Source organism: Paenibacillus planticolens, from assembly GCF_013141725.1.
Taxonomy (GTDB): domain Bacteria; phylum Bacillota; class Bacilli; order Paenibacillales; family NBRC-103111; genus Paenibacillus_E; species Paenibacillus_E planticolens.
Genome location: NZ_WHNZ01000061.1, coordinates 221,991 through 244,508, shown reverse-complemented (window position 1 = coordinate 244,508; position 22,518 = coordinate 221,991). Strand labels below are relative to the sequence as shown.

General features: G+C 48.2%; 19 protein-coding genes and 1 other annotated feature. Of the genes, 13 read left to right on the top strand and 6 right to left on the bottom strand.

Features of this window, described 5'->3' with window-relative positions; all coding sequences use genetic code 11:
* Positions 1 to 25: 25 nt before the first annotated feature.
* Entirely contained in the window at positions 26 to 3,127 is a 3,102-nt protein-coding gene (locus tag GC097_RS25520; RefSeq protein ID WP_171686093.1) for a transglycosylase domain-containing protein, read from the bottom strand.
* Positions 3,128 to 3,255: 128 nt separating this feature from the next.
* Positions 3,256 to 3,534 (top strand) — a binding site (T-box leader).
* Between the two features lie 51 nt (positions 3,535 to 3,585).
* On the opposite strand from GC097_RS25520, the gene tyrS reads away from it, so the two are divergent.
* Positions 3,586 to 4,845, top strand: a complete 1,260-nt coding sequence (tyrS, locus tag GC097_RS25515; RefSeq protein ID WP_171686092.1) for a tyrosine--tRNA ligase — start codon at positions 3,586 to 3,588, stop codon at positions 4,843 to 4,845.
* 48 nt (positions 4,846 to 4,893) lie between these two features.
* On the opposite strand, the gene rpsD is transcribed toward tyrS, so the two are convergent.
* Positions 4,894 to 5,493 (bottom strand): 30S ribosomal protein S4, encoded by a 600-nt coding sequence (gene rpsD, locus GC097_RS25510; protein ID WP_127452159.1) that lies wholly within the window; start codon positions 5,491 to 5,493, stop codon positions 4,894 to 4,896.
* A 351-nt stretch (positions 5,494 to 5,844) separates the two neighbouring features.
* Here rpsD and GC097_RS25505 point away from each other — a divergent pair, with 351 nt between their 5' ends.
* The 4 genes from GC097_RS25505 (at position 5,845) to GC097_RS25490 (ending at position 9,457) form a co-directional block, all read left to right on the top strand.
* Positions 5,845 to 7,836: a sensor domain-containing diguanylate cyclase gene (locus GC097_RS25505; RefSeq protein ID WP_246294446.1), complete on the top strand. Its 1,992-nt coding sequence runs from the start codon at positions 5,845 to 5,847 to the stop codon at positions 7,834 to 7,836.
* A gap of 231 nt (positions 7,837 to 8,067) precedes the next feature.
* A complete protein-coding gene (locus tag GC097_RS25500) occupies positions 8,068 to 8,688 on the top strand; it encodes a TVP38/TMEM64 family protein (protein WP_246294445.1) in 621 nt (206 codons plus the stop codon).
* A 111-nt stretch (positions 8,689 to 8,799) separates the two neighbouring features.
* Positions 8,800 to 9,048, top strand: coding sequence for an HPr family phosphocarrier protein (locus GC097_RS25495; RefSeq protein ID WP_145656731.1), 249 nt, complete (start codon positions 8,800 to 8,802; stop codon positions 9,046 to 9,048).
* A gap of 121 nt (positions 9,049 to 9,169) precedes the next feature.
* Positions 9,170 to 9,457: an Fpa/YlaN family protein gene (locus tag GC097_RS25490; protein ID WP_056833125.1), complete on the top strand. Its 288-nt coding sequence runs from the start codon at positions 9,170 to 9,172 to the stop codon at positions 9,455 to 9,457.
* A 59-nt stretch (positions 9,458 to 9,516) separates the two neighbouring features.
* Here GC097_RS25490 and cax read toward each other — a convergent pair whose 3' ends face one another.
* Positions 9,517 to 10,563: a calcium/proton exchanger gene (gene cax, locus GC097_RS25485; RefSeq protein ID WP_171686091.1), complete on the bottom strand. Its 1,047-nt coding sequence runs from the start codon at positions 10,561 to 10,563 to the stop codon at positions 9,517 to 9,519.
* Positions 10,564 to 10,763: 200 nt separating this feature from the next.
* On the opposite strand from cax, the gene GC097_RS25480 reads away from it, so the two are divergent.
* On the top strand, positions 10,764 to 11,144 hold the full coding sequence (locus GC097_RS25480; RefSeq protein WP_171686090.1) for an Asp23/Gls24 family envelope stress response protein: 381 nt from the start codon (positions 10,764 to 10,766) through the stop codon (positions 11,142 to 11,144).
* 29 nt (positions 11,145 to 11,173) lie between these two features.
* On the opposite strand, the gene ftsW is transcribed toward GC097_RS25480, so the two are convergent.
* Positions 11,174 to 12,331: a putative lipid II flippase FtsW gene (ftsW, locus tag GC097_RS25475; RefSeq protein WP_171686089.1), complete on the bottom strand. Its 1,158-nt coding sequence runs from the start codon at positions 12,329 to 12,331 to the stop codon at positions 11,174 to 11,176.
* 13 nt (positions 12,332 to 12,344) lie between these two features.
* Entirely contained in the window at positions 12,345 to 12,692 is a 348-nt protein-coding gene (locus GC097_RS25470; RefSeq protein WP_171686088.1) for a YugN family protein, read from the bottom strand.
* Positions 12,693 to 12,895: 203 nt separating this feature from the next.
* On the opposite strand from GC097_RS25470, the gene GC097_RS25465 reads away from it, so the two are divergent.
* The 7 genes from GC097_RS25465 to GC097_RS25435 all read left to right on the top strand — a co-directional run bounded on the left by GC097_RS25465 (position 12,896) and on the right by GC097_RS25435 (position 21,496).
* A complete protein-coding gene (locus GC097_RS25465) occupies positions 12,896 to 14,065 on the top strand; it encodes a M20 family metallopeptidase (RefSeq protein ID WP_171686087.1) in 1,170 nt (389 codons plus the stop codon).
* Positions 14,066 to 14,127: 62 nt separating this feature from the next.
* Complete coding sequence (locus GC097_RS25460; protein ID WP_171686086.1) at positions 14,128 to 14,568, top strand: CBS domain-containing protein; 441 nt, start codon at positions 14,128 to 14,130, stop codon at positions 14,566 to 14,568.
* Between the two features lie 216 nt (positions 14,569 to 14,784).
* A complete protein-coding gene (locus GC097_RS25455) occupies positions 14,785 to 15,945 on the top strand; it encodes a Gfo/Idh/MocA family protein (protein WP_171686085.1) in 1,161 nt (386 codons plus the stop codon).
* Positions 15,946 to 16,012: 67 nt separating this feature from the next.
* A complete protein-coding gene (locus tag GC097_RS25450) occupies positions 16,013 to 17,086 on the top strand; it encodes a Gfo/Idh/MocA family protein (protein ID WP_171686084.1) in 1,074 nt (357 codons plus the stop codon).
* Between the two features lie 149 nt (positions 17,087 to 17,235).
* A complete protein-coding gene (locus GC097_RS25445) occupies positions 17,236 to 18,942 on the top strand; it encodes a DNA repair helicase XPB (RefSeq protein ID WP_171686083.1) in 1,707 nt (568 codons plus the stop codon).
* Entirely contained in the window at positions 18,932 to 20,956 is a 2,025-nt protein-coding gene (locus GC097_RS25440; protein WP_171686082.1) for a helicase-associated domain-containing protein, read from the top strand. The genes GC097_RS25445 and GC097_RS25440 overlap by 11 nt, the downstream gene beginning before the upstream one ends.
* A 90-nt stretch (positions 20,957 to 21,046) precedes the next feature.
* A complete protein-coding gene (locus GC097_RS25435) occupies positions 21,047 to 21,496 on the top strand; it encodes a YlbF/YmcA family competence regulator (RefSeq protein ID WP_171686081.1) in 450 nt (149 codons plus the stop codon).
* A 6-nt stretch (positions 21,497 to 21,502) separates the two neighbouring features.
* Here GC097_RS25435 and GC097_RS25430 read toward each other — a convergent pair whose 3' ends face one another.
* Positions 21,503 to 22,507, bottom strand: coding sequence for an asparaginase (locus tag GC097_RS25430; RefSeq protein WP_171686080.1), 1,005 nt, complete (start codon positions 22,505 to 22,507; stop codon positions 21,503 to 21,505).
* Between the last annotated feature and the right edge of the window lie 11 nt (positions 22,508 to 22,518).

Sequence of the window (22,518 nt, the reverse complement as noted above, 5' to 3'; positions counted from 1 at the left end):
ACCCTGGGACATCCTCTTCTAACTATCAGTTATTGTAGGCGATGGTTGCAGAAGGTTTGGATTCGCCAGAATCATTGACGGCCGTTACTTTGTAGTAGCCGTTGTAAGCCGCAGCATAGTAATGAAATTCGGTTCCGTTTTCGACGGAGCCCAGTTTCGAGAAGGTGCCTTTTTCCTTATCGCTAAAGTAGACATTATATTTCTTGACTTTATCTTTCCCTGCATTTGCTCTCCAAGTGAGCACGATGCCGGCGTCGTCAGCTTTGGCTTTAAGTCCGCTTGGAGCACTAGGCGCGTCTTTCAATGCCGTGCCTGGCGGCTCCGTCGCACCGTCAGGGGGCGAAGTTGAACCAGGCATTTGCGTCCCGTCCGCGGACGGGATGAACAATGAATCAAGCGAGCTGCCGTCTGTATAGGCAGAACGGCTCGGTACGGATTCTTTTCCGGCTACATCGACGGCAGTTACGTAGTACCCCATCAAGCTGGTCGATGGAATCATATCGACAAACTTCGCTTCTGCTCCCGCTAGGACAACTTTGCCGCCTAAGAGCTGGAACTTACCGCGGTTATCCGAACGGTAGATGCGATATCCGACGATGTCCGTATTTGGACTTGGCTGGAATGTGATCGATACGTTTTCTCCGGACTTCGTTGCGGTGATGTTCGTCGGCGCCGTTGGTTCTTTGCCGTCTTCGACCCGTGGATCGATTTCGGACGGAGCATCATCGTCATAATCGGTCGGTTTGTAATTATCGATCGGTTTTCTGCTTTTTTCCGGAAGCTTGCTCATCGCATCTTCGATTTCTTTGAGCAGCTGCGAGATCGATTTCTGGCGTTTAATGACCGTTTTTTCTTGTACGAAATCTGCCGGTGTATGTTCCTGTGCGATGTAGTTCAATCCGTTATAGGAGCTGATTTTCATCCGGACCATCACATTATCGACTTCTGTCGGCACGTACTTTTTGTTGAAGATATCGGTCACTTGAAGATTCGAACTCGTCGTTAATTCGCTCGGCAGCTTGCCGGATAAGCTGGACACGGTAGCGGAAACGATGCCGTCAGGCTTAACGAACGTTTTGGTAGGGAAGAGCTCGGGCTTCTGCTCGATGGTCTTATTCATGATTAAGGCCCAAATATCTTTGGCATGATACGTTTGCAGCGTCTTCGAGGATAATTTATTAATCGGTTGATCATAGCCTATCCATACGCCGACTGTAATGTCTGGGGTAAAGCCCATGAACCATGCATCCGCATCATCCTGCGTGGAGCCTGTTTTGCCTGAAATCTCGATCTTGCCGTAAGATTTATATTTTTTCATCAAATCTGTCGCCGTACCTTGGCTAATCACCGTTTTCATCATATCGGTAATCAAATATGCGCTTTGCGGAGAGTAGACCTGTGTCGGCTTTTGAGCATGCGAGTAAATCGTTTGGCCGTTAGAGTCTTTGATTTCACGAATCATGAACGTCTCGTTATATGCACCCTTATTCGGAATGGAGGCATAAGCTCCGGTTAGTTCCTTTACGGAAGTACCGCGGCTTAGTCCGCCGATAACACCGGTTTGCGCGTAATAATCTTCTTTTTGAATGGAGGTGATGCCTAGTTTTTTCGCAAAGTCCCAGGCGTCATTAATGCCGACCTTATTCAAAAACAGATCAATCGCTGGAATGTTGTAGGACTGATTCAATGCTTTTCTGGCTGTCATTAAGCCATGGAATTTATGATCCCAGTTCTCGGGAAGATGGAAGCCTTTGACGCCGTCTTTCAAAATAATCGGGATGTCATCCACAATGCTGGCCGGCTGTATGGCTCCTTTTTCTAAAGCCGGAATGTAAGCGGCAATGGGCTTCATCGTTGAGCCAGGCTGTCTGTACGCTTGTGTAGCGTGATTAAGCTGCTCGTCGAAGAAATTCCGTCCCTCGATCATTCCTTTGATCGCACCCGTTTTGGAATCGATCATAATCGCACCGACCTGTTCGATGCCTTTTTTCTCATCCGTAGGCGCAAAGTTCTTATCGTTGTTCGAAATCTCATGCATCGAATCGTAAATCGTTTTGTCGATCGTGGTGTAGATTTGGTAACCGCCGCGTAAGAGCTGTGTATGTATGCCTTTCAAAGCTTCATTATAAGCGGCTTGATTTTTTGTTGGATCAAGATCCGGCTTTTGAATTTTCAGCAGGATATCGGCTGCTTCCTTTTCCGTCTCAATCATCAGATACGGATAAGTCGTGTAAGCTTTCTGAGCTGCATGTGGCATAGACGCCTTAAGATCAAATTTTAGCGCTTGTTGATATTGTTCATTCGTGATTTTTTCTTCTTCCAGCATGCGTTTCAGCACTAGCTGCTGCCTTGCAACGGCTTTCTTGAAGCCTTCTTGATCAAATTCCGGCTTGCTTGTGAAGGCCGAATACTGCGAAGGGGATTGAGGCAGCCCGGCCAAGTAAGCAGCTTGGGCAACATTTAGTTTGCTCAAGTCGTCAATGTTAAACAGACCTTTGGCTGCGGCTTTGATCCCATACAGGTTGTAGCCTGTCGAGCCATTGCCGTATGGGATTTTGTTGAGATAAGCGAGCAAAATCTCATCTTTGGACATGAGCCGTTCCATCCGCAGGGCGAGCAGCAGTTCTCTTGCTTTTCGACCGTCATCACGATCCAACGTGAGGAATACCCGTCTGGCGAGCTGCTGTGTAATCGTACTGCCTCCGGTTTGAACTTCTTCATTCAACAGCTTCTGCGTAACTGCCCGGTAAAGTCCGCGGAAATCGATCCCGTGATGCTTGTTGAAATCTTTGTCCTCAATGGACAGAACGGCATCTAGAAGGACTTGAGGGATGTCATCCAACTGGGCGAGACGCCTGTCTTCTTCCGTCCGTAATTGTCCGATGACCGTATCGTCATTGAAGTAAGCAAAGCCGGTTACGGCGTTTTCCTGCATCTGCTGGCGAATGGATTCTTCACTGCGGATGGGATCTTTTTTAACCAGCGCACTGACATATCCAAAAGCGGCGGAGCCACCCACGATTCCTGCTAAAAATGCAGAAATGAGCGCCCATTTTAACGTAATCCAGGTTACTTTCCATGTTGTTCTTACCCAAGGTTTATTCCATTTGGCGAAAAAATTGCGCATAAGTTCCGATATCCTCCTTACATGAACGCTAATAGTATACCATAATTGCCCTGCATGCGGTAATGATCAAGCGAAGAAACGTGACAGCATGGTTTGACAATTGCCGGAATTGTATGATATAAATTGTATCAAATGCGTTGATGGATCAGCAGTAGGTAGCTTGTGGATGCTTTCAGAGAGCCGGTGGTGGGTGCGAACCGGTACCTGCAGGTTAGTGAATTACGGTCTGGAGCAGTAAATGGGAACCTGCAGCAGAAGCTGCATTAGTAGTATTTACCGATTAAACCCCGTTACAGGTTCTTGAGTGAAAACAGCTGGCCGTGTACACGGATGATTCCTGATATAGATGTACGTAACTGCTGTTTTAATTAGGGTGGTACCGCGAGTCAAGTCTTCTCGTCCCTTGTGGATAAGAAGGCTTTTTTTGTATGCTCACATGAAAAAGGAGATGGATGAACATGTCGATTTTGAAGGATTTGGAGTTTCGTGGATTGCTTCATCAAATAACAGACCGCGAGGGCTTGGACAAAAAGTTAAGCGAAGAGCGGGTCGTGCTGTACTGCGGGTTTGATCCGACAGCGGACAGTCTGCACATCGGCAGTTTGCTGCCTATTTTAACATTAAGACGTTTCCAATTAGCTGGTCATATTCCTCTCGCGCTCGTAGGGGGCGGCACAGGGTTGATCGGTGACCCGAGCGGTAAAGCCAACGAGAGAACGCTTAATGGACCGGAAACGGTAGAAGCGTGGTCCCAAAGCATTAAAGGGCAGCTTTCCAGATTTCTGGACTTTTCAACGAATATTGAAAACAGTGCGGAGCTTGTCAACAACTATGACTGGCTTGGGTCGCTGAATGTCATTGAGTTTCTGCGCGATGTAGGTAAAAACTTTACGGTGAACTACATGCTTGCCAAGGATTCCGTCGATTCCAGAATCACGAAAGGCATCTCTTTCACGGAATTCAGTTATATGATTCTGCAATCCTATGATTTCTTAAAACTGAACGAAACCAAAAACTGTTCCTTGCAAATCGGCGGCAGCGACCAGTGGGGGAACATTACAGCCGGGCTTGAGCTGATTGGCAAAACGACGGATAGCAGAGCCTATGGCGTAACGCTGCCGCTTGTAACCAAAAGCGACGGACAAAAGTTCGGGAAAACGGAAGGCGGAGCCATTTGGTTGGACGCAACCAAAACGTCTCCTTACCAGTTCTACCAATTCTGGCTCAGCACAGCCGACAACGATGTTATCCGTTTCTTAAAGTATTTCACGTTTATTTCCCACGAGGAAATTGAGCGTCTTGAAATTGAAGTCCAAACGCAGCCGGAGAAGAGAGAAGCACAGAAATTGCTTGCCCGCGAAGTGACGAAGCTTGTTCATGGGGAAGAAGCGCTGGAGAGTGCCCTAAACATAACCGCGGCTTTATTCAGCGGCAACATTCAGGAGCTTACGCGCAAGGAGATTGAAGAAGCCTTCAAGGATGTTCCGTCTTCGACAATAGAACAAGAGGATATGCTGCTAGTGGATCTGCTGATCTCAGTAGGCGCTGCACCGTCCAAACGCCAAGCCCGTCAAGATATTGAAAGCGGGGCTGTGACGGTTAACGGCGTCAAAGTAACGGAGCTTAATGCGGCTACCAACGATTTGGGCAGACTTGGGGAGTCCTACCTCGTGATCCGTCGCGGCAAAAAGAACTACTACCTGGCGCAGTTTAAATAAACATAAAAAATAAACCCCTTAGGGAAATCCCTAAGGGGTTTGCTTTTATTAACGGCTGTAGAACTCGACGATTTGTTTCTCGTCAATTTCTTGTGGAAGCTCAGCGCGCTCTGGCAAACGGATGTATTTGCCTTCTACTGCTGCATCGTTGAACTCAAGGTAAGTTGGCAGGTGGTTACGGTTAGCAAGAGCTTCTTTCACAGCGGAAAGGCCTTTGCTTCTTTCGCGAAGGGCGATAACGTCACCAGTAGATACGATGTAGGAAGCGATATCTACTTTTTTGCCGTTTACAGTTACGTGACCGTGGGAAACGAGTTGACGCGCTCCTGCACGGGAGTTGGAAAGACCAAGACGGTAAACCAAGTTGTCCAAACGGCTCTCAAGCAAGATCATGAAGTTCTCACCGGCGATACCTTTCAGTTTGGAAGCTTTATCGAACAAGTTACGGAATTGCTTCTCGTTCAAGCCGTACATGTGGCGAAGTTTTTGTTTTTCATTTAATTGAACGCCGTAGCCGCTCATTTTTTTGCGTTGTCCTGGGCCGTGTTGACCTGGAGGGAATGGGCGTTTCATGTCTTTGCCGTTACCGCTCAAAGAAATACCTACGCGGCGGCTTAATTTAAACTTAGGTCCTGTATAACGTGACATTTAGGAAAAACTCCTTCTTTTTAACAAATAGTTTAGTAGATAGCATCTAGATGTCAGGGTGAAGACAAGTGCCTGGTTTTGCTTGCGAATCATAATGTGATTCCCTGACAAGAGTAGTTCAGCCGCTGTCTTGGCAGGAGCAAAAGCAGTGAGGGTGATCACAAATGGCATTCACCGAAATCATGGTGTTACTCGACTTCTAATTTTATTAAAAAGCGGAGCAAGTGTCAAGTCTGAATCCAGCGGGAGGGATTGAAAATATCGTGCAATGCAGGCGGAAAAATAGTATGATAATGAAGGTACCATTTTGCCTGGATCAATTGGACTATAGTTTGTTAGTGAGGAGAGCCTATGAGTGAATCACTTCGTAGTATGAAACAACATAGCCCGACAGAGCACTTCGAAGAGTTTCTTCGGCAAGGTCTTGTTCTTTCTAGCAACTTTTCTTATGGGGAATTCAATTCTTATCAAGCGCTGCAGGATGCTTTTGAGTATTGGGTTTATCAATTCGGACAAGCGATGCTGCCGCCTCAAACCGCACTGCTATGCGTGAATACGGATCTTCGAGTCATCAATGCCTGCTCGAATAGAGCTTCTTTTATGGATAAATTCTCGCAATCCGGTACGTCTTGGCGTCATGCGGATCGAGAGGACAACCCTCTGGCCAGATGTTTGGATGATCCGAGATTGCATGTGATGACAAGCGAAGAAATGAACATTTGGGGGCTAAAGCCCACTTCAGCTGTTAGCATTCCAGTCCTAGATCCTCAAGAACAGCCGGTTGCCTATTTGGGACTATTTTCCCAATCACATCATATAGAGCCTGATGGGCTCATTCAGTTGCTATATACATTATCTTTTTCATTTTATAGCTGTGTGCAAAGTATTGAAGACCGCCGCAGATATGATCAGCTGCTCCTCCAAAATCAACAAAGAGAGCTTGATTTTAAGAAGCATGACATTTTATTTGAGGCGTCTAAGAAGCTCCATGCGAAGATTGATGTGGATTCGGTGCTGACCGAGGCGATCGAATGCATGTACAGGGTATACCCGAATATTCAAGTGGATTTATTGCTTTCACAAGACAATGATTCAACGAATTTGTCGGTGAAGCCTCTAAATTTTCAGAGTATTGAGAACGACATCTGTACGCGTGCTTTTATGGAAAGCACCGTCGTCTTCGAACCGGCGATGGACGGTGAAGGGCCAAGTACGGGGAAAGTAGCGGCGCCGCTTTCAGGTAAGCAGGGCGTTTACGGAGTCTTATATATGCAGTTTGAGCATGATTTGATTCAGGCTTCGGATTTGCAGTTTATTTCGCTGCTCGCGGATACGGCAGGTTCGGCCTTCGAAAATGCGAAATTGTATGAGCAGTCCAACCTCATGATAAATGAGCTTCGCCTAATCAACGAAATTACCAAACAGCTCAACCAAAGCTTACGGCTGAACGAAATTTTCAACTCGGCTTCAAGTGAGCTTTTAAGCATTTTTGGCGCCGATTACAGTTGTATTTTGCAAAAGGATAACGAATCGGACAAATTAATTGTACAAGCTACGAATTTGCCGGCGTTGTATCATGAGACGTATACCATGGATCAAGGTTTTGCCGGTCTTATTTACAGCACCAAAGAGCCGACGATCATCTCCGATTATATGTCAAACAACAAGGTCAAATCGAAGCTGTTGCAGTTAACCAATTCCAGGTCGCTGATCGGTTCGCCAATTCTTGTGAACGGCCGTGTGGAAGGCGTCATAATGGTCATGCACAGTAAACCTAATTTCTTCTCTTATGATAACTATAAATTGCTGCAAGTGCTTTCCGGTCATATTGGTCTTGCCATGACGAACGCCTCTCTGCATGCGGAAGTGAAACGGATGGTCATCACGGATAATTTAACTGGCCTTTATGCCCGTCACTATTTGGATGAACAAGCAAATTTGCTGCAAAAGAAGGATTTTTGCGGATCGCTGATTGTTGTGGATATCGATAATTTCAAACGTATTAACGATACGCACGGTCATCAGATTGGCGACAAAATTTTGATTCAGGTCAGCCAAATTATTAAGTCCTGTATCCGGGATAGCGACATCGCGGCAAGATGGGGCGGGGAAGAGCTGGCGGTGTACTTGCCACAAGTTGCGAAGGATCAGACAATTCGGATTGCCGAACGCATACGCTCGAGAGTTCTTCAAGAAACAAGTCCGCAAGTCACGGTTTCCTGCGGTATTTCCGATTGGAATTGGGAAGAGGATAAGATTAGCGTCGAATCTTTGTTCTACCGTGCGGATATGGCGCTGTACCAAGCTAAAAACAACGGTCGGAACCAAATTAAAGTGGGTTAGTTCTCAGCCAAATCACTTGTCCGCAGACGGGTGGTTTTTTCTTTGTGATACGACCTGAAAAAATGGGGCAGACTAGGTGCAATCGGGCATAGATTTGCCCTACTTTTCTCTTCCTGATCCAACGGTTACATGATACAATGATCTGGTTAAGGGAAGGATGGTCGAAATTTGTCAGTGGCTAACAGAAAGCGGATACTTTCAATTCTTGTTGTTTTGATTTTACTCGGTTGCTTGATTTACTTTTTCTTCTTTAACCCCATAGGTATTAAACTCGCTCACACCAATATGCGGCAGCTGTCCGAACATTTGAGGGATCTTGGTTGGCCGGGCAAAATTATCGGCATGGCCTTGATCGTAGCTCAAACCTTTTTTCCGTTTATTCCGTTTGTCATTGTGGCCGGGACGAATGTTGCTATCTTTGGGATTAAAGTTGGATTTCTCGTGAATTATACTATGTCTTGCTTAGGAGCAATCGCCTCTTTTTATTTTGCTCGTTATTATGGACATGCCTGGGTCGAGAAGAAGCTGAATCGGTTTCCGCTTGTTACTCAGTTCAGCCGCCGCATGGAGAAAAGCGGTTTCTTGTACGTGCTTTTAGGTCGTTTGATCCCGATTCTACCTTCATCGGCGATTAACTTTGCGGCAGGGCTGACAAGAATAAAGTTTACTCATTTTCTATGGGGCACCCTGCTGGGGAAACTGCCCATCGTTTTTTTAGAATCGATGATTGCTCACGATTTATTTCATTTTCACAAATATAAAGGAAGACTTCTCATTCTGCTCGGCATTTTAATCGTTTTGATCTTCATCGGAAATGCAGTGAAGCGGGTGCTGGCCCCCAAAGCGAAGTAAGATGTGTTGGAGAATGCAGGAAATTTTCTAGTTGCGCTTTGTCACCTATCCACGTTATCATATAGAAAGCAAGGCGACCAATTCATATGCAAATAAATGGAGGAATGAAATATGCCAAGTGCTAACAACGCCGCAATTGTTGAAATTTCACAAACAGCCAATAAATTTAGATCATCCATCGTTCTTCAATATGATAATAAGTATATCGATGTGAAAAGTATTTTAGGGTTGTTCACGACCCTTCTAAGCTCCAGCAAATATGATTTGCACGTTCATGGACCGGATGAGCAAGAAGCGAAAGTCGCTATGGCTGAAGTTTTTGCTAAGCACGAATTAGGGGTTAATGTCGTAGAAGACTAGTCTAACTCCAAATGAAGGTACTCTCAGAATCTCTGAGGGTACCTTCTCTTGTATATTGAAGCATTTTCGCTTAATATAGATCATATAAGGACGGATGACTAAGCGTATAGGGGGAAGTGGAATGTCTTCATCTGATCTGTTGCTGGACATGAATCAAAAAGCGCTTAATCTTCTTCAAGAAGATGCAGATAAAATCGAAAAGCTGATCGAAGTGCAAATGGAAAATTTGACAACGCGTCAATGCCCGCTGTACGAAGAGGTTCTAGATACGCAAATGTACGGTCTGTCTAGAGAAATTGATTTTGCTATTCGTGCGGGACTTATTTCCGAGATGCCTGGCAAACAGATTCTCAGCAAACTTGAACGTAACCTTGCTCAGCTATATGAAGCGCTGAATAACAAAAAGTAACCCATCATCTGGGTTACTTTTTTTTGCTCGGCGTATGCAGTCGTTGACTTTCAAACGGACTAGACCAGGAAGAAGACGACACCTAAGATGATGTAGACAATCAGAAGCAGCAGACCTTCAAACCAGTTGGTCGAGCCGTCTTGCGTGATGGATTTGGTAATAAAAACGGCGACCCCGATGGCGGCAATCTCATAGGTTGTGAACACGATGTTCATGGGAGTTCCGCTGATGAAGAAGCTGGCCAGAACAAGCACCGGCGCCACGAATAGCGCAATTTGTAAGGAACTGCCGATCGCGATTTCGACGGCCGCACCTATTTTATTCTTCATCGCCATCATGACGGCTGCGCTATGCTCGGCAGCATTTCCGATGATCGCTACGAGGAAGGCACCTACAAAGAGCTCAGAAAACCCGAATTTGTGGGTAACTTCTTCTAAGGTGCCGACCAGCCACTCGCTGGTGAAAGCAACCATGACGGTGGAGAGCACTAAGAAGAGAATGGAAGTTGACTTGGACCAAGCGGCTTCGCCATGCTCAATGGCTTCATCGGAGAGCATATTTTTGTGCGTAACCATGGAGAACAGAAGCCAGAGCAGGTAAGCGGCGATGAGTAAAATCGCAACGATCATGCTCATTGTGGATGTCTCTTTGGTCGTTAAGCCTCCGGTGAAAATCGCTGGAATGAACAGCGCCACAACCCCCAGAATCATTAAGGAGGAGTTGTGGGACGCTAGTTTTATGTTAAACGATTGTTCTTTGAACTTGAGCCCTCCTGCGAAAATGCTGAGCCCCAGCACCAGCAAAAGGTTACCGATGATGGCCCCTGTAAGACTGGCCTTAACGATATCGTACAAGCCGTCTTTCACAAGGAAGAAGGCGATGATTAATTCAGCCGCGTTGCCAAATGTGGCATTGAGGAATCCGCCTATGCGTTCGCCTGCATAATGGGCAACGCTTTCCGTCGCTTTGCCCAGGAACCCGGCGACAAAAATAATCGCAATACAGGCGATGATGAATTGCAGTGTTGTATCCATATGCGTATAGTGTGCAATCGCTGTTAGCACGAACGAAATAATTAAACCTGCGTAAAACAATTTACCTTTCAATGTAGACCCTCCGGCTCCTAATTTATTGGTACTTTTTTACTTCTTTTTACTATACCCACTTTGACCTTTAAAGTAAATTCGATTTTGGACATTTTGTGCAGTCCTTGCTTTCATCTATTGAACTTATTACAATAGGTTTATAGTCGAGTGGAAAATTTTTGTGTTCCGCTCAAAGATCATTATATTAGGAGTTGATCCATATGTCCGAAGACAATCAAACCGGTTTAATTCGTATTTCTGATGATGTAGTATCCACGATTGCGGGTCTCGCTGCTCTTGAAACCGCTGGCATAGCAGGAATGTCAGGTGGCATTTCAGAAGGCTTAGCCAAACGTTTGAGCGGTAAGAACGTACAACGAGGCGTGTCCGTAGAGGTAGGTCAAGTGGAAGCTGCCATCGATTTACGCGTTATCGTCAATTACGGTTCCCGTATTCAGGATGTATGCAGGGATCTCCAGGAGAATGTAAGGGAAGCTGTCGAAAATATGACAGGCTTAACTGTAGTGGAAGTTAACGTTAAAGTAGAAGGCGTCGCATTCAGGGAAGAAGATGTTGTTGACGATCCTCATCGTGTCAAATAAAAAGAAGACCCAATCGAGTTTGAAGTCGATTAGGGTCTTTTTTTCTGTGCAGATGCAGCTGCAGGTTCCTTATGTGATTGTTCACGGGAAATCCCCAGCACGATGCCCATGCCGATCAGTGACACCATCATGGATGAACCGCCTGCCGAGATGAACGGAAGTGTTACGCCCGTGAGCGGAATGGTTCCTGTGACGCCGCCGATGTTAATAAAGGCTTGGATCGCGAACATAACCATAATTCCAACGCCGGATAACATCCCGAAGATGTCAGGGCAGCGTACGGCAATAAGAAGGCCTCGCCAAATGAAGAACAGATAAATAAGAATGAAAAGGGAACTCCCGATAAAACCAAGTTCTTCCCCGATAATTGCAAAAATGAAATCGTTGTGCGCCTCAGGCAAATAGTGAAGTTTCTGAATGCCTTGTCCGAACCCGGCGCCGGCGAAGCCGCCATGGCCGAAAGCATACAAAGATTGTACGACTTGCAAGCCGGAGCCCTGCGGATCGGCGAATGGATCCATAAATGAAGTTAGCCGGTTGATCCGGAAATTATTGCCGGTGTCCCCTAGCAACAGATACAAGACTAGACCCAGACTAGCAAGGACAGCAAATATAGCCCCGATACCGAAAATGTGCTTCAAATTAGAGCCTCCGACCATGATGACGATCACCGAACACATCAGGAGGATCATACATGAGCCGAAATCGGGTTGCAAGAGAATCAAACCGCAGACAAAAGCAACAACCAAGATGGCAGGGAGAAGACCTTTTCGGAAACTTCGGAACTTCTCGTCTTTGTTGCTTATCAGAGATGCTAAATAAAGGATAACGATCAGTTTGGCAAACTCCGTCGGTTGAATGCCGTATCGGCCAAGTGTGTACCAAGAGCTGGCTCCGTTAGCTTTACTTGTAAAGATAACAAATACCAAGCCTAATACGACGAAGAAAAACGCAGGGATGACCAGTTTTTTCAACTTCGTGTAGTGGACATTCATGCAGAACAGCATGCCAACAACACCGATTCCAACAGCAATCAACTGTTTACGCGTGAAAAGCCAAGGGTCATCCCACCGATATGCGCTTGTCATCGAGCTTGCACTGAACACCATCGCCAAACCAAAGCATACCAGCAAAAAGGTTAAGAAGAGCAGCAGAAAATCCGGCGTTCCTCTTCGAGGTGGATTCATGCTGTTCCCTCGCCTAGTCGGCCAACAATTGCTTTAGCTGATCCAATTTTTGTTGGGAAAGTTTAAGCACGGAATCAGGAATCGGTGAATCGTAGTCCAAACCATGAGGGAATGTTTCTCTTCCTATGTATGCGTCCTCTAGAAATAAAATGGCGTAAGGAGACTCCAGTTTGCCGGATTCTACGCGTGCATTAACACGTAGGAAGTACACGGATTTACTTGCTTTATCTTCCATTTTGAAATCATAAGTAGCGCGCGTGTACTCCCACTGCCAGCGCACGAAACCAAGTTTCGTCGTTACTTCATCCAGGTGAGCCAGATCGCTTTTTAAGCCTTTTAGGCCAGTTGCTTCAATAATCACTATAACGCCTCCATATTGTACGTATGCATTCTTTATTCATGATAGTATGTTTCCAAAGGTTCTGCAAGTCGACAGCTCCCTCTAATTTCTAATATTTGATGGCACTTTGGAGATGAAACTGCAGCATTATTTTGGTAGAATAGGTTCAATAACAAAGCTTAAAGAGAAAAATCAAGATACAAGGATGAGCGGAGGATTATTCTATGTTCGAATTTCAAGCGGACTTACAAGCCATTTATGAAGAAATGGTTGCCTGGAGGCGCTACCTGCATCAAAACCCTGAGCTCTCCTTTCATGAATACCGGACGGCTGAATTTATAGTAAATCACTTGCAGAGTTGGGATATAGAAGTACGTCAAGGGGTCGGAGGAGGCGGAGTCGTCGGACTGCTTCGCGGCAGCGAAGAAGGACCTACGGTTGCCCTCCGGGCCGATATGGATGCCCTTCCTATCCAAGATGAGAAGAAATGTGCCTATGCTTCGCTGACGAAGGGGGTCATGCATGCTTGCGGCCACGATGCCCACACATCAACGCTGCTTGGCATAGCCAAGGTAGCCAGCATGCACCGGTCCCAATTGAAAGGAAATCTGGTTTTTCTGTTCCAGCATGCGGAGGAAATCACCCCCGGTGGTGCGGATTCCATGATTCAGGACGGTGCGCTGGAAGGTGTTGACGCCGTGTTTGGCGTTCATTTGTGGACACCCTTTCCCGTAGGTCATGTATACTCCAAAGCGGGACCATTGATGGCGGCTCCGGACGAATTTACGATCCAGATTCAAGGGAAGGGCGGACATGGCGGACTGCCTCATCAAACCATCGACAGCATCTATGTCGCCTCACAATTGGTTGTGAATCTGCAATCGATCGTAAGCCGCCAAGTAGATCCGACTGAGCCTTGTGTCGTTAGTATCGGTTCTTTCCACGGAGGAACGAGTTTCAATGTTATTGCAGAGACGAGTGTGCTAAACGGTACAGTACGGACTTTCAATGCGGAACTTAGACAAGATGTGAAGCAGCGCATCGAGCGGGTGGTGCAGTCCACCTGTGACATGTTCGGAGCCACTTATGACATCGATTATAAGATGGGCTATCCGACTGTGGTGAACGACGTGAATGAAACGCAGCGTTTCTTTAAAGTAGGAGCCTCCCTTTTCGGGGCGGAAGCTACGCATGAATCTCCACTTATTATGGCCGGAGAAGACTTCTCTTATTATTTGCATCAACGGCCAGGTTGTTACATGTTCGTAGGAGCAGGCAATGCGGAGGCCGGCATAATTTATCCGCATCACCATCCCAAATTTGATATCGACGAGAAATCGATGCTGAATGCGGCTAATTTGCTGCTGGGCATGGCTTTGGATTATATGGCATGAATGCCGTCCATCCTTTGGAGAATGCTATGTCTGTAAGACAACTCTGAGGAGGGATAGTGGACATGGCAGACAAAACAGTTAGAGAGATTATGAGCAAAGACTGTGTGACGGTTACTTTGCAGGATAATGTATACGAAATCGCGCTGAAAATGAAACAACACGATATCGGATTCGTTGCGGTTGTTGACGGCAAGAAGCTCATCGGCGTTGTAACCGACCGGGACCTGGTTGTCCGCGGCTACGCCGAAAAGCATTCCGGCTCTACGGCTGTTGAGCAGGTGATATCGAAGGATGTTGCTACCATAGATCCCAATACTTCAATTGATGAAGCAGCCAAAATCATGGCGAAAAATCAGATCAGGCGGCTGCCGGTGGTCGAAAATGGCGAGCTGGTCGGCATTGTAGCTATTGGTGATTTGGCGGTGCGCGGCATATTTGAAGATGAAGCCGGTCAAGCGCTCAGCAAAATTTCTTCGGATAGATCGCCGGTCGGCGCTAGATAAAGAGGCATAGTGAAATCTTTTCCTAATAGAAGGGAAAGGATTTCTTTTTATTTGTAGATAAGAAAGTATAAAAGGACGACGAAGTCGTTTATCCTTGGTATCTGTCAAAGTTCGCAATAAGGTAGTCAATCTGCGACAAGATGCGGGGAGCTAAAATATGCTACATTGGTAACGTGTTCAATCATTGTGAATCTGATAGGAAAAAGGTGAGTATGCATGGAGAAAGTTAGGATTGGTATTGTCGGTCTGGGCAATATGGGAACCGGACATGCCAAATATTTGGTGAACAACGAAGTAAAAGGCGCCGAGTTAACGGCTATTTGCGAGTTTAGAACGGATCGTTTGGAATGGGCAAAAGAAAACTTGGGTGAAGGTGTTCAATTATTCGACAATCTCGATACATTCCTGAACTCAGGCGTCATTGATAGTGTACTGATTGCGACTCCACACTACGATCACCCTGAAACAGCAATCAAAGCATTTAAAGCCGGGCTCCACGTATTGTGCGAGAAGCCTGCGGGCGTTTACACGAAACAAGTTCGTCAAATGAACGAAGCCGCACAAGCTTCAGGAAAAGTATTCAGCATGATGTACAATCAGCGTACGAACCCTTTATATACAAAGTTGAAAGATCTGGTTTCCTCCGGTGAGCTTGGAGAAATCCGCAGAACGAACTGGATTATTACAAACTGGTACAGATCCCAAAGCTACTACGATTCAGGCGGCTGGCGTGCAACTTGGTCCGGTGAAGGCGGAGGCGTTCTCATTAACCAAGATCCGCATCAACTCGACTTGTGGCAGTGGACGATCGATATGATGCCGAAACGCGTTCGCGCGTTCTGTTATTTCGGCAAACACCGCAATATCGAAGTTGAAGACGATGTAACGGCATTCGTCGAGTATGAGAACGGTGCGACAGGGCTGTTCGTTACAACGACGGGGGAAGCTCCGGGAACGAACCGCTTCGAGATTTCCGGGGACCGCGGCAAAATTGTTATTGAGGACGGCAAGCTGACATTCTGGCGTTTGCGCGTTTCCGAAAGAGAATTCAACGCAACGTTCAAAGGCGGATTCGGTCAACCGGAGTGCTGGAAAATCGATATCCCGATCGAAGGCAAGGAGACAAGCCACATGGGGATTACGCAAAACTTCGTAGATGCGATTCTGCACGGCACGCCGCTCGTTGCTCCAGGGGAAGAAGGCATCAAAGGATTAATGCTTTCCAATGCGATGCTGTTATCCACATGGACGGACAACTGGGTTGATCTGCCGATTGACGAGGAGCTTTTCGAACAGCATTTGCAGGATAAAATCAAGAATTCCACCGTTCAGAAGGAAGCTGGGTTCAAGACATTTGATGTTTCGGCTTCAAGATAAATCACTATTGATCCATAAGACTAATTGACCCTTCCATTACATGGAGAGATCGCGGAGGAATTCGGATATGCAAAAAAGCGATGGAATGAATTACGCACCAAAAGGAAAGCCGAACATCGTCGTGCAAAAAGGAGAGTTCGTTTTCGCTGCTATTGCACTGGATCATGGTCATATCTATGGCATGTGCAACGGGCTGCTGGAAGCTGGAGCGGAGCTGAAATGGGTCTACGACCAAGATCCTGCGAAGGTCGCGGCTTTCATTGAGAAATATCCGCAGGCGAAAGCGGCTTCTTCGGAGCAAGAAATTTTTGACGACGCGGAAGTCAAGCTTATTGCCGCAGCCGCTGTTCCGTCAGAGCGCGGACCGTTGGGCATCCGGGCGATGGAACACGGCAAAGACTACTTTACGGACAAAACTCCCTTCACGTCGCTGGATCAGCTTGCCGCTGCCAAAGCGAAGGTGGAAGAGACTGGCCGCAAATATGCCGTTTACTACAGCGAACGTCTGCATGTAGAAAGCGCTGTATTTGCCGGGCAGTTGATTGAAGAGGGGGCTATCGGCCGGGTGGTTCAGGTTATGGGGCTCGGACCGCACAGATTGAGTGCCGCAAGCCGTCCGGATTGGTTTTTCAAAAAAGATAAGTATGGCGGTATTCTGTGTGATATCGGTTCTCACCAAATTGAACAATTTCTGCATTACGCGGGATGTAAAGACGCTACCGTTGTAAGCAGTAAAGTGGCGAACTACCATGCGAAGGATTATCCTGAGCTGGAGGATTTCGGGGACGCTACCTTGGTTGGAGACAATGGAGCAACAAACTACTTCCGTGTGGACTGGCTGACACCGAGCGGTCTGGGAACATGGGGCGACGGACGCACGCTGATCCTTGGAACAGAAGGGTATATCGAACTCCGCAAATACATTGACATTGCACGCGATCCGCAAGGAGATCAGCTGTATCTGGTCAATCAGCAAGGCGAGAAACACTACAGTCTTCATGGACAAGTAGGCTTTCCTTTCTTCGGTCAGTTGATCCTTGATTGTATTCATCGGACTGAGAATGCCATGACGCAGGCACATACGTTTAAAGCGGCAGAGCTCTGCTTGCTTGCTCAGGAAAAAGCCATTCGTGTTGAATAAAATTTTATGGCATAAATTTCTTTATTCGGGTAGTCCGGCGGTCGTCGCCGGGCTGCCCGTTTTGCATTTTCGCCGTTAAAACGGACGTGCCCGATAGGTTTAAATCCGGTGCTTTCCTTTCATACTAGAGGAAAAGGAGGTGGCACCCCATGCATGGAGATTCTACCCGTCCTCTGATCGTTCAGAGCGATTTGTCGATCCTGCTGGAAACGAATCATCCTGAGTTTGAATCCGTTCGCGGGACCTTGTCCCGGTTTGCCGATCTCGTCAAAAGCCCGGAGCATCTCCACACGTACAGGATTACGCCGCTATCGCTTTGGAATGCAGCCGCCGCGGGCATGCCCGTCGAACAGATGTCCGCGTGCTTGCAGCAAAATGCCAAATTCGGTGTACCTTCCTCCGTGCTCAGTGGCATTCGGAAATATGCGAACCGATATGGGATTTTGCGCATGGAAAACGTCGGAAACGAGCTTTATCTGGTCAGTGATGACACGGTCATATTGAAAGAAATTCGTGCGTGTGAGTCACTGAAAACATATTTGGAAGACACCCGCGGCGAGCGGGCTATTGCCGTTTCACCGGCATTTCGCGGCTTGTTGAAGCAGGAACTGATCAAGCTGGGATATCCGGTTGAAGATTTAGCAGCCTGCCGGAGCGGCGAATTTCTTCCTATTAGGCTGCGGACTGAGGAGACGGCGGAAGCCCCTTTTCAATTGCGTGACTATCAAAAGAGTGCCGTTGATGCTTTTCACCGCATCGGAGAAGGAGGGAGCGGTGTGCTTGTGCTCCCGTGCGGAGCCGGGAAAACCGTGATCGGCATCGCCGCGATGGCGAGATGCTCCTGTGCAACGTTGATTCTTACCTCGAATGTCACATCCGTGAAGCAGTGGAAGCGGGAAATTTTGAGCAAAACAGGTCTTGGAGAAGATCAGGTAGGCGAATATAACGGGACAACGAAGGATGTACGGCCGATTACAATCGCAACGTATCAAATCTTGACGCATCGCGGGAGAAAGGGGGACGACTTCGCTCATATGCGATTGTTCAGCGAGAGAGAATGGGGACTGATCATCTATGATGAGGTGCATCTTCTCCCTGCTCCCGTCTTTCGAGCCACTGCGGACATTCAAGCGACTCGCCGACTCGGTTTAACTGCCACTTTAATAAGGGAGGACGGTAGAGAGGGAGAAGTTTTCTCTCTGGTAGGGCCGAAAAAGTTTGATATGGCTTGGAAGGAGCTGGAGTCGCAAGGCTGGATTGCGAAGGTCACCTGTCAGGAAGTGCGCGTTGATCTGTCTGAGGGCGATCGCGATCTTTACGGAGCCTCTGGGGCCAGACAGCAGTTCCGGATTGCCGGCGAAAATATGGCCAAGCAAAAAGTGATTGACCATTTGCTGCAGCTTCATTCCAATGAACAAACCCTTATTATCGGACAATATATCGATCAATTGGAACAGATTGCGGCCCATACCGGTGCCCCGATGATCAGCGGCTCGATGTCGTATGAACGACGGGAGGAGTTGTACGAACAATTTAAAAAGGGGGCGCTGCCGCTGCTTATCGTCTCCAAAGTGGCTAATTTTGCGGTGGATTTGCCGGATGCCGCGGTCGCTATTCAAGTGTCGGGCAGCTATGGCTCACGTCAAGAGGAAGCGCAGCGGCTTGGGCGTATTCTTCGCCCGAAGAGCAGCGGCTCCAACGCTGCCGTATTTTATTCGATCATCAGCACGGATACGAAGGAACAGGATTTTGCCATGAAGCGTCAGCTGTTTTTGGTTGAGCAAGGCTATGAATACTGCATCACAAGGTGGAGTCCTGAAAAGAGAGCACAAAAAGGAGAAAAGCATGAGGTATGAAACAGTCGTACATAGAATGCCTGAAGACTTGAAAAAGCTTATTTCCAGCCAGACTTGGTGCGCTTCTTACATGAAGGATGGGGTTTCATTGTCTGATTTGCTGACGGATCGAAAATATCTGATAAGACTGCTTTCCCATCTGTCCGTGGATGAAAAAAATACACTCCGCCTAATTCTTGCTGCGTTCGGCTGTGAATCGTTCACGCGCGAGGCACTTGAGAAGCAAGCGGGCCTTCGAATGGCCGGCGCACAAGTTGCTATAGGCCTCCTAGGCCTTAGACGGACAGGCGTTATTGCCGCCTTTCGCAAAGCATGGGGGGAGCAGCTTTTTGTACTGCCGGAGGATGCTTTTGCCTCTTGGCAGGAGCTTCTGTTCCCCTCGGTCCAACTGGCGACTGTTGAAGACGAAAGCGCTCTGGCACTGCTGCCGGCGGGGGCCATCCATGTGAGCGGCGACGAACAGGATGCCGCTCCGGTTCATCCGAGAGGTCTTGCACAGCAGCTATTTCACTTTCTTGCCGCGTGTTCTCAGCAGCTTTCTCTCCCGTTAACGAACAAGGGAACTTTGCATAAAAAGCAGCTTGCCAAGCTTACCCAGCACATTTCACTGCCTAATGATCTGCTTCGCTCCTCGGGGATTACGTATGCTTTCAGAGATCAGTATGATGACGGGACGGTGCTCATGCTCGAATTGGCCATTCGGATGGGCTTTCTTACAGGGAACGGCGAGCAGCTCTTCTTCAAGAAGAAAGCCTGCATGAATTGGCTTGAAGGCGCCTATGAGAGGCAGCAGGCGCAGCTTTACAGCGTTTGGCGCCAGCTGCTGCTTCCCGCACCTGTCTGGCTGCAGCATGGCATCACGTGGATGGAGAAGACGGAGGCCGGGCAGTGGTATGGCATCGACGATATTTTGAGAGGCATCTTGGCATGCTGCTCCCGGGGAGCCCAGGCAAATGAAGCGGAGTCGCTCCGCCAGGCGTTCCTGAACAGCTGGATTCTCCCGCTGTCGCTCTTCCGTTTTGTAGAGCTCGCTGCAGATGCCAATGGCGGTGTCTGGTTTCGATGGTTGTTTTCACCGGGCGGAGAAGACGAATTTGGCGCAAGTCGTGCAAGCTCAGTGGAATCGCAAGCAAAAGCGCCTTCTTTTTATGTGCAGCCTGATTTTGAAATACTTTTGCTTCCGGATGCAGGTCTTCGTACGGAATGGGACATCGCTGCGTTCGCTGACCTTCAGCAGACGGATCATGTGCGCACCTACTGCTTGACGAAAGAAAGCTTTTATCGTGCCTGGGAACAGGGGCAAAGCAGTGAAGAGATCATCCGGATACTGCAAGAGAAGGCTTATTATGAAGTTCCGGAGCCTGTTATTCAAACGATGCGGCAATGGGGCGAGCAGGCAGGCAAGGTGCATATTGAAGAAGTAACGCTGCTTCGCTGCCGTTCGAATGAAATTGCGGATGCCCTGCTCAGAAACGAGAAATGCCAGCCGTTTCTTAAGGAACGTGTCGGCGGTGCTGATTTTATCGTGCCCAAAGATCAGTTGTCTCAGCTTGCGAAGTGTTTGGAGAATATGGGCTATAACCCTAAAAGCAGCCGCAAGGAGGCTGACGATCCCGCTGCCGAATCGGACAATTTTTTGGGGAATCAGACACAGGGTTTATGCTATTCCAGGGATTCTATCCAGCTGTATGAGATGGATTCCGAGCTGCCGGAGCAAGGCGATTTGTACCCGGACATGGAGAGTATTCCGGTAAGCTGGCTTCAAGATTTCCGGTCTTACCACGGTTCTACGCGCAAAGACATGATTCGCAAGGCGATTGAGTGGAAAAGCTGCCTGCAGCTGCGCAAAGAAGGGCAGAGCCGCGTTATTATTCCTCGCATTTTGCGGGAAGAACGGTCAGGTTGGATACTGGAAGGATTGGAAGAGCATAAGGAAATTGCCTTGTCCGGTGACGATTGGGAGGAAATGAAACTGATTTTACCGGGCATTAATGACGAAGGTGTTTATAAATAAGCTCTAAGAGAAAAGGAAGAAACTCTGCAGGAACTGTGGTATAGTAGAGATGTTGGATACTCTTTAAGAGGAAGGAAGTTGAACATAGGTATGTTACAGACAATGGAAGCAGAAACGATCGATATGTCGGCCGTTCTTATGCAGGCCTATGACATGGGTGACATGATTAATTCCTCTGCTGAAGTGGCAGATTATTTATATTGGAAGAACGCTGTTGAGAACAGCGCGGAAGTGAAAGAGCTGCAGGCTGTCTTCGCTCGAAAGAAAGACGCATTCGAGGAATGCGAGCGCTTCGGTCATTATCACCCAAGCTATCATGAAGCGTTGGCTGCTGTTAATGACATTCAGGACAAGCTGCACGGCGTTGAGGCTGTTCGCAGATTTAAAGAGGCGGAGGATCGGTTGGACGACCTGCTGTTCACGGTGTCCACGACGATCGCTCACGCCGTTTCTGAATCTATTAAAGTTCCCAGCAATAACCCGCTTCCAACCGGCAAAGGATGTTCATCCGGCGGAAGCTGCAGCGGAAATTGCGGTTAACTCCTGCTATAACTGGAAATCGGGGCGGATGATTCCGACCTCGGTTCCTTGCCAGTTATGAACGGTTGGCGTATGGAAAGCGGCGAGCTCGCTGACTTCGGGTGCCGAAAGCAGGTTCAACTGCTTCAGCGCTTCAATAACAGCGGGATACAGCGCACGCTGATTACCGTCTTCAACCTTCAGCACAAAGCCCAATCCCTGTTCCGGAACCGCTAGTGCGAAGATGCCCTCAGCTCCCATTTTGCCGACGATTCGGCCTTGCGTCACTTTAATTAAGTGCGTATCGAAGCGATCGTGCCCTGCGAGGAATTGAGGATATTTTCGCACCGCGGCAACGATTCTCTGGCAAGCGTTTGCACGGGCCGCGGGCAGTCCTTCCGGGCTTCCCAATCTGGCGAAAGCAAGAGCCAGATTAGGTATCGGCATGCCGAACACTGGCACTCCGCAGCCGTCGATCCCGAGCTCCATCTGCGACTTAGGGATGTCGGACATCGCGGACACCGCTTCCAGCATGAGCTGCTGCACAGGATGCTGAAGTCTCATGTACGTATCCGGCGAAGCGCCGAGGTGCGCACATAGCGCCAGCATGCCTGAGTGCTTGCCCGAGCAATTGTTATGCAGGGTGGTCGGGGTTTCGCCCCGTTCGCGCATCGCCTGCGCGGTAGGCGCGTGATAGGGCTCATGAGCACCGCACTGCAGGTGCCCGCGATCGAAACCAAGCTTGCCCAAGATGCTTCGGGCGGCGTTCACGTGCTCGGCTTCCCCGTTATGGGAAGCGCAGCACAGAGCAATTTCGGCATCTCCGAGACCGAAACGGTCAGCTGCGCCGGATTCAATGACCGGCAGCGCTTGTATAAGCTTCGCCGTCGAACGGGCGAAGGTAAGGAATTGCGGGTCGCCTGCCCCGTGCAGCAGCGCCCCTTGGGCGTTAACGAGCGCGAGATGGACGCGGTGAATACTTTCCGTTATGTTTCCGCGGTACACGCGGACAATGGTGTTGGAAGGCTTCATGTAGAGATATC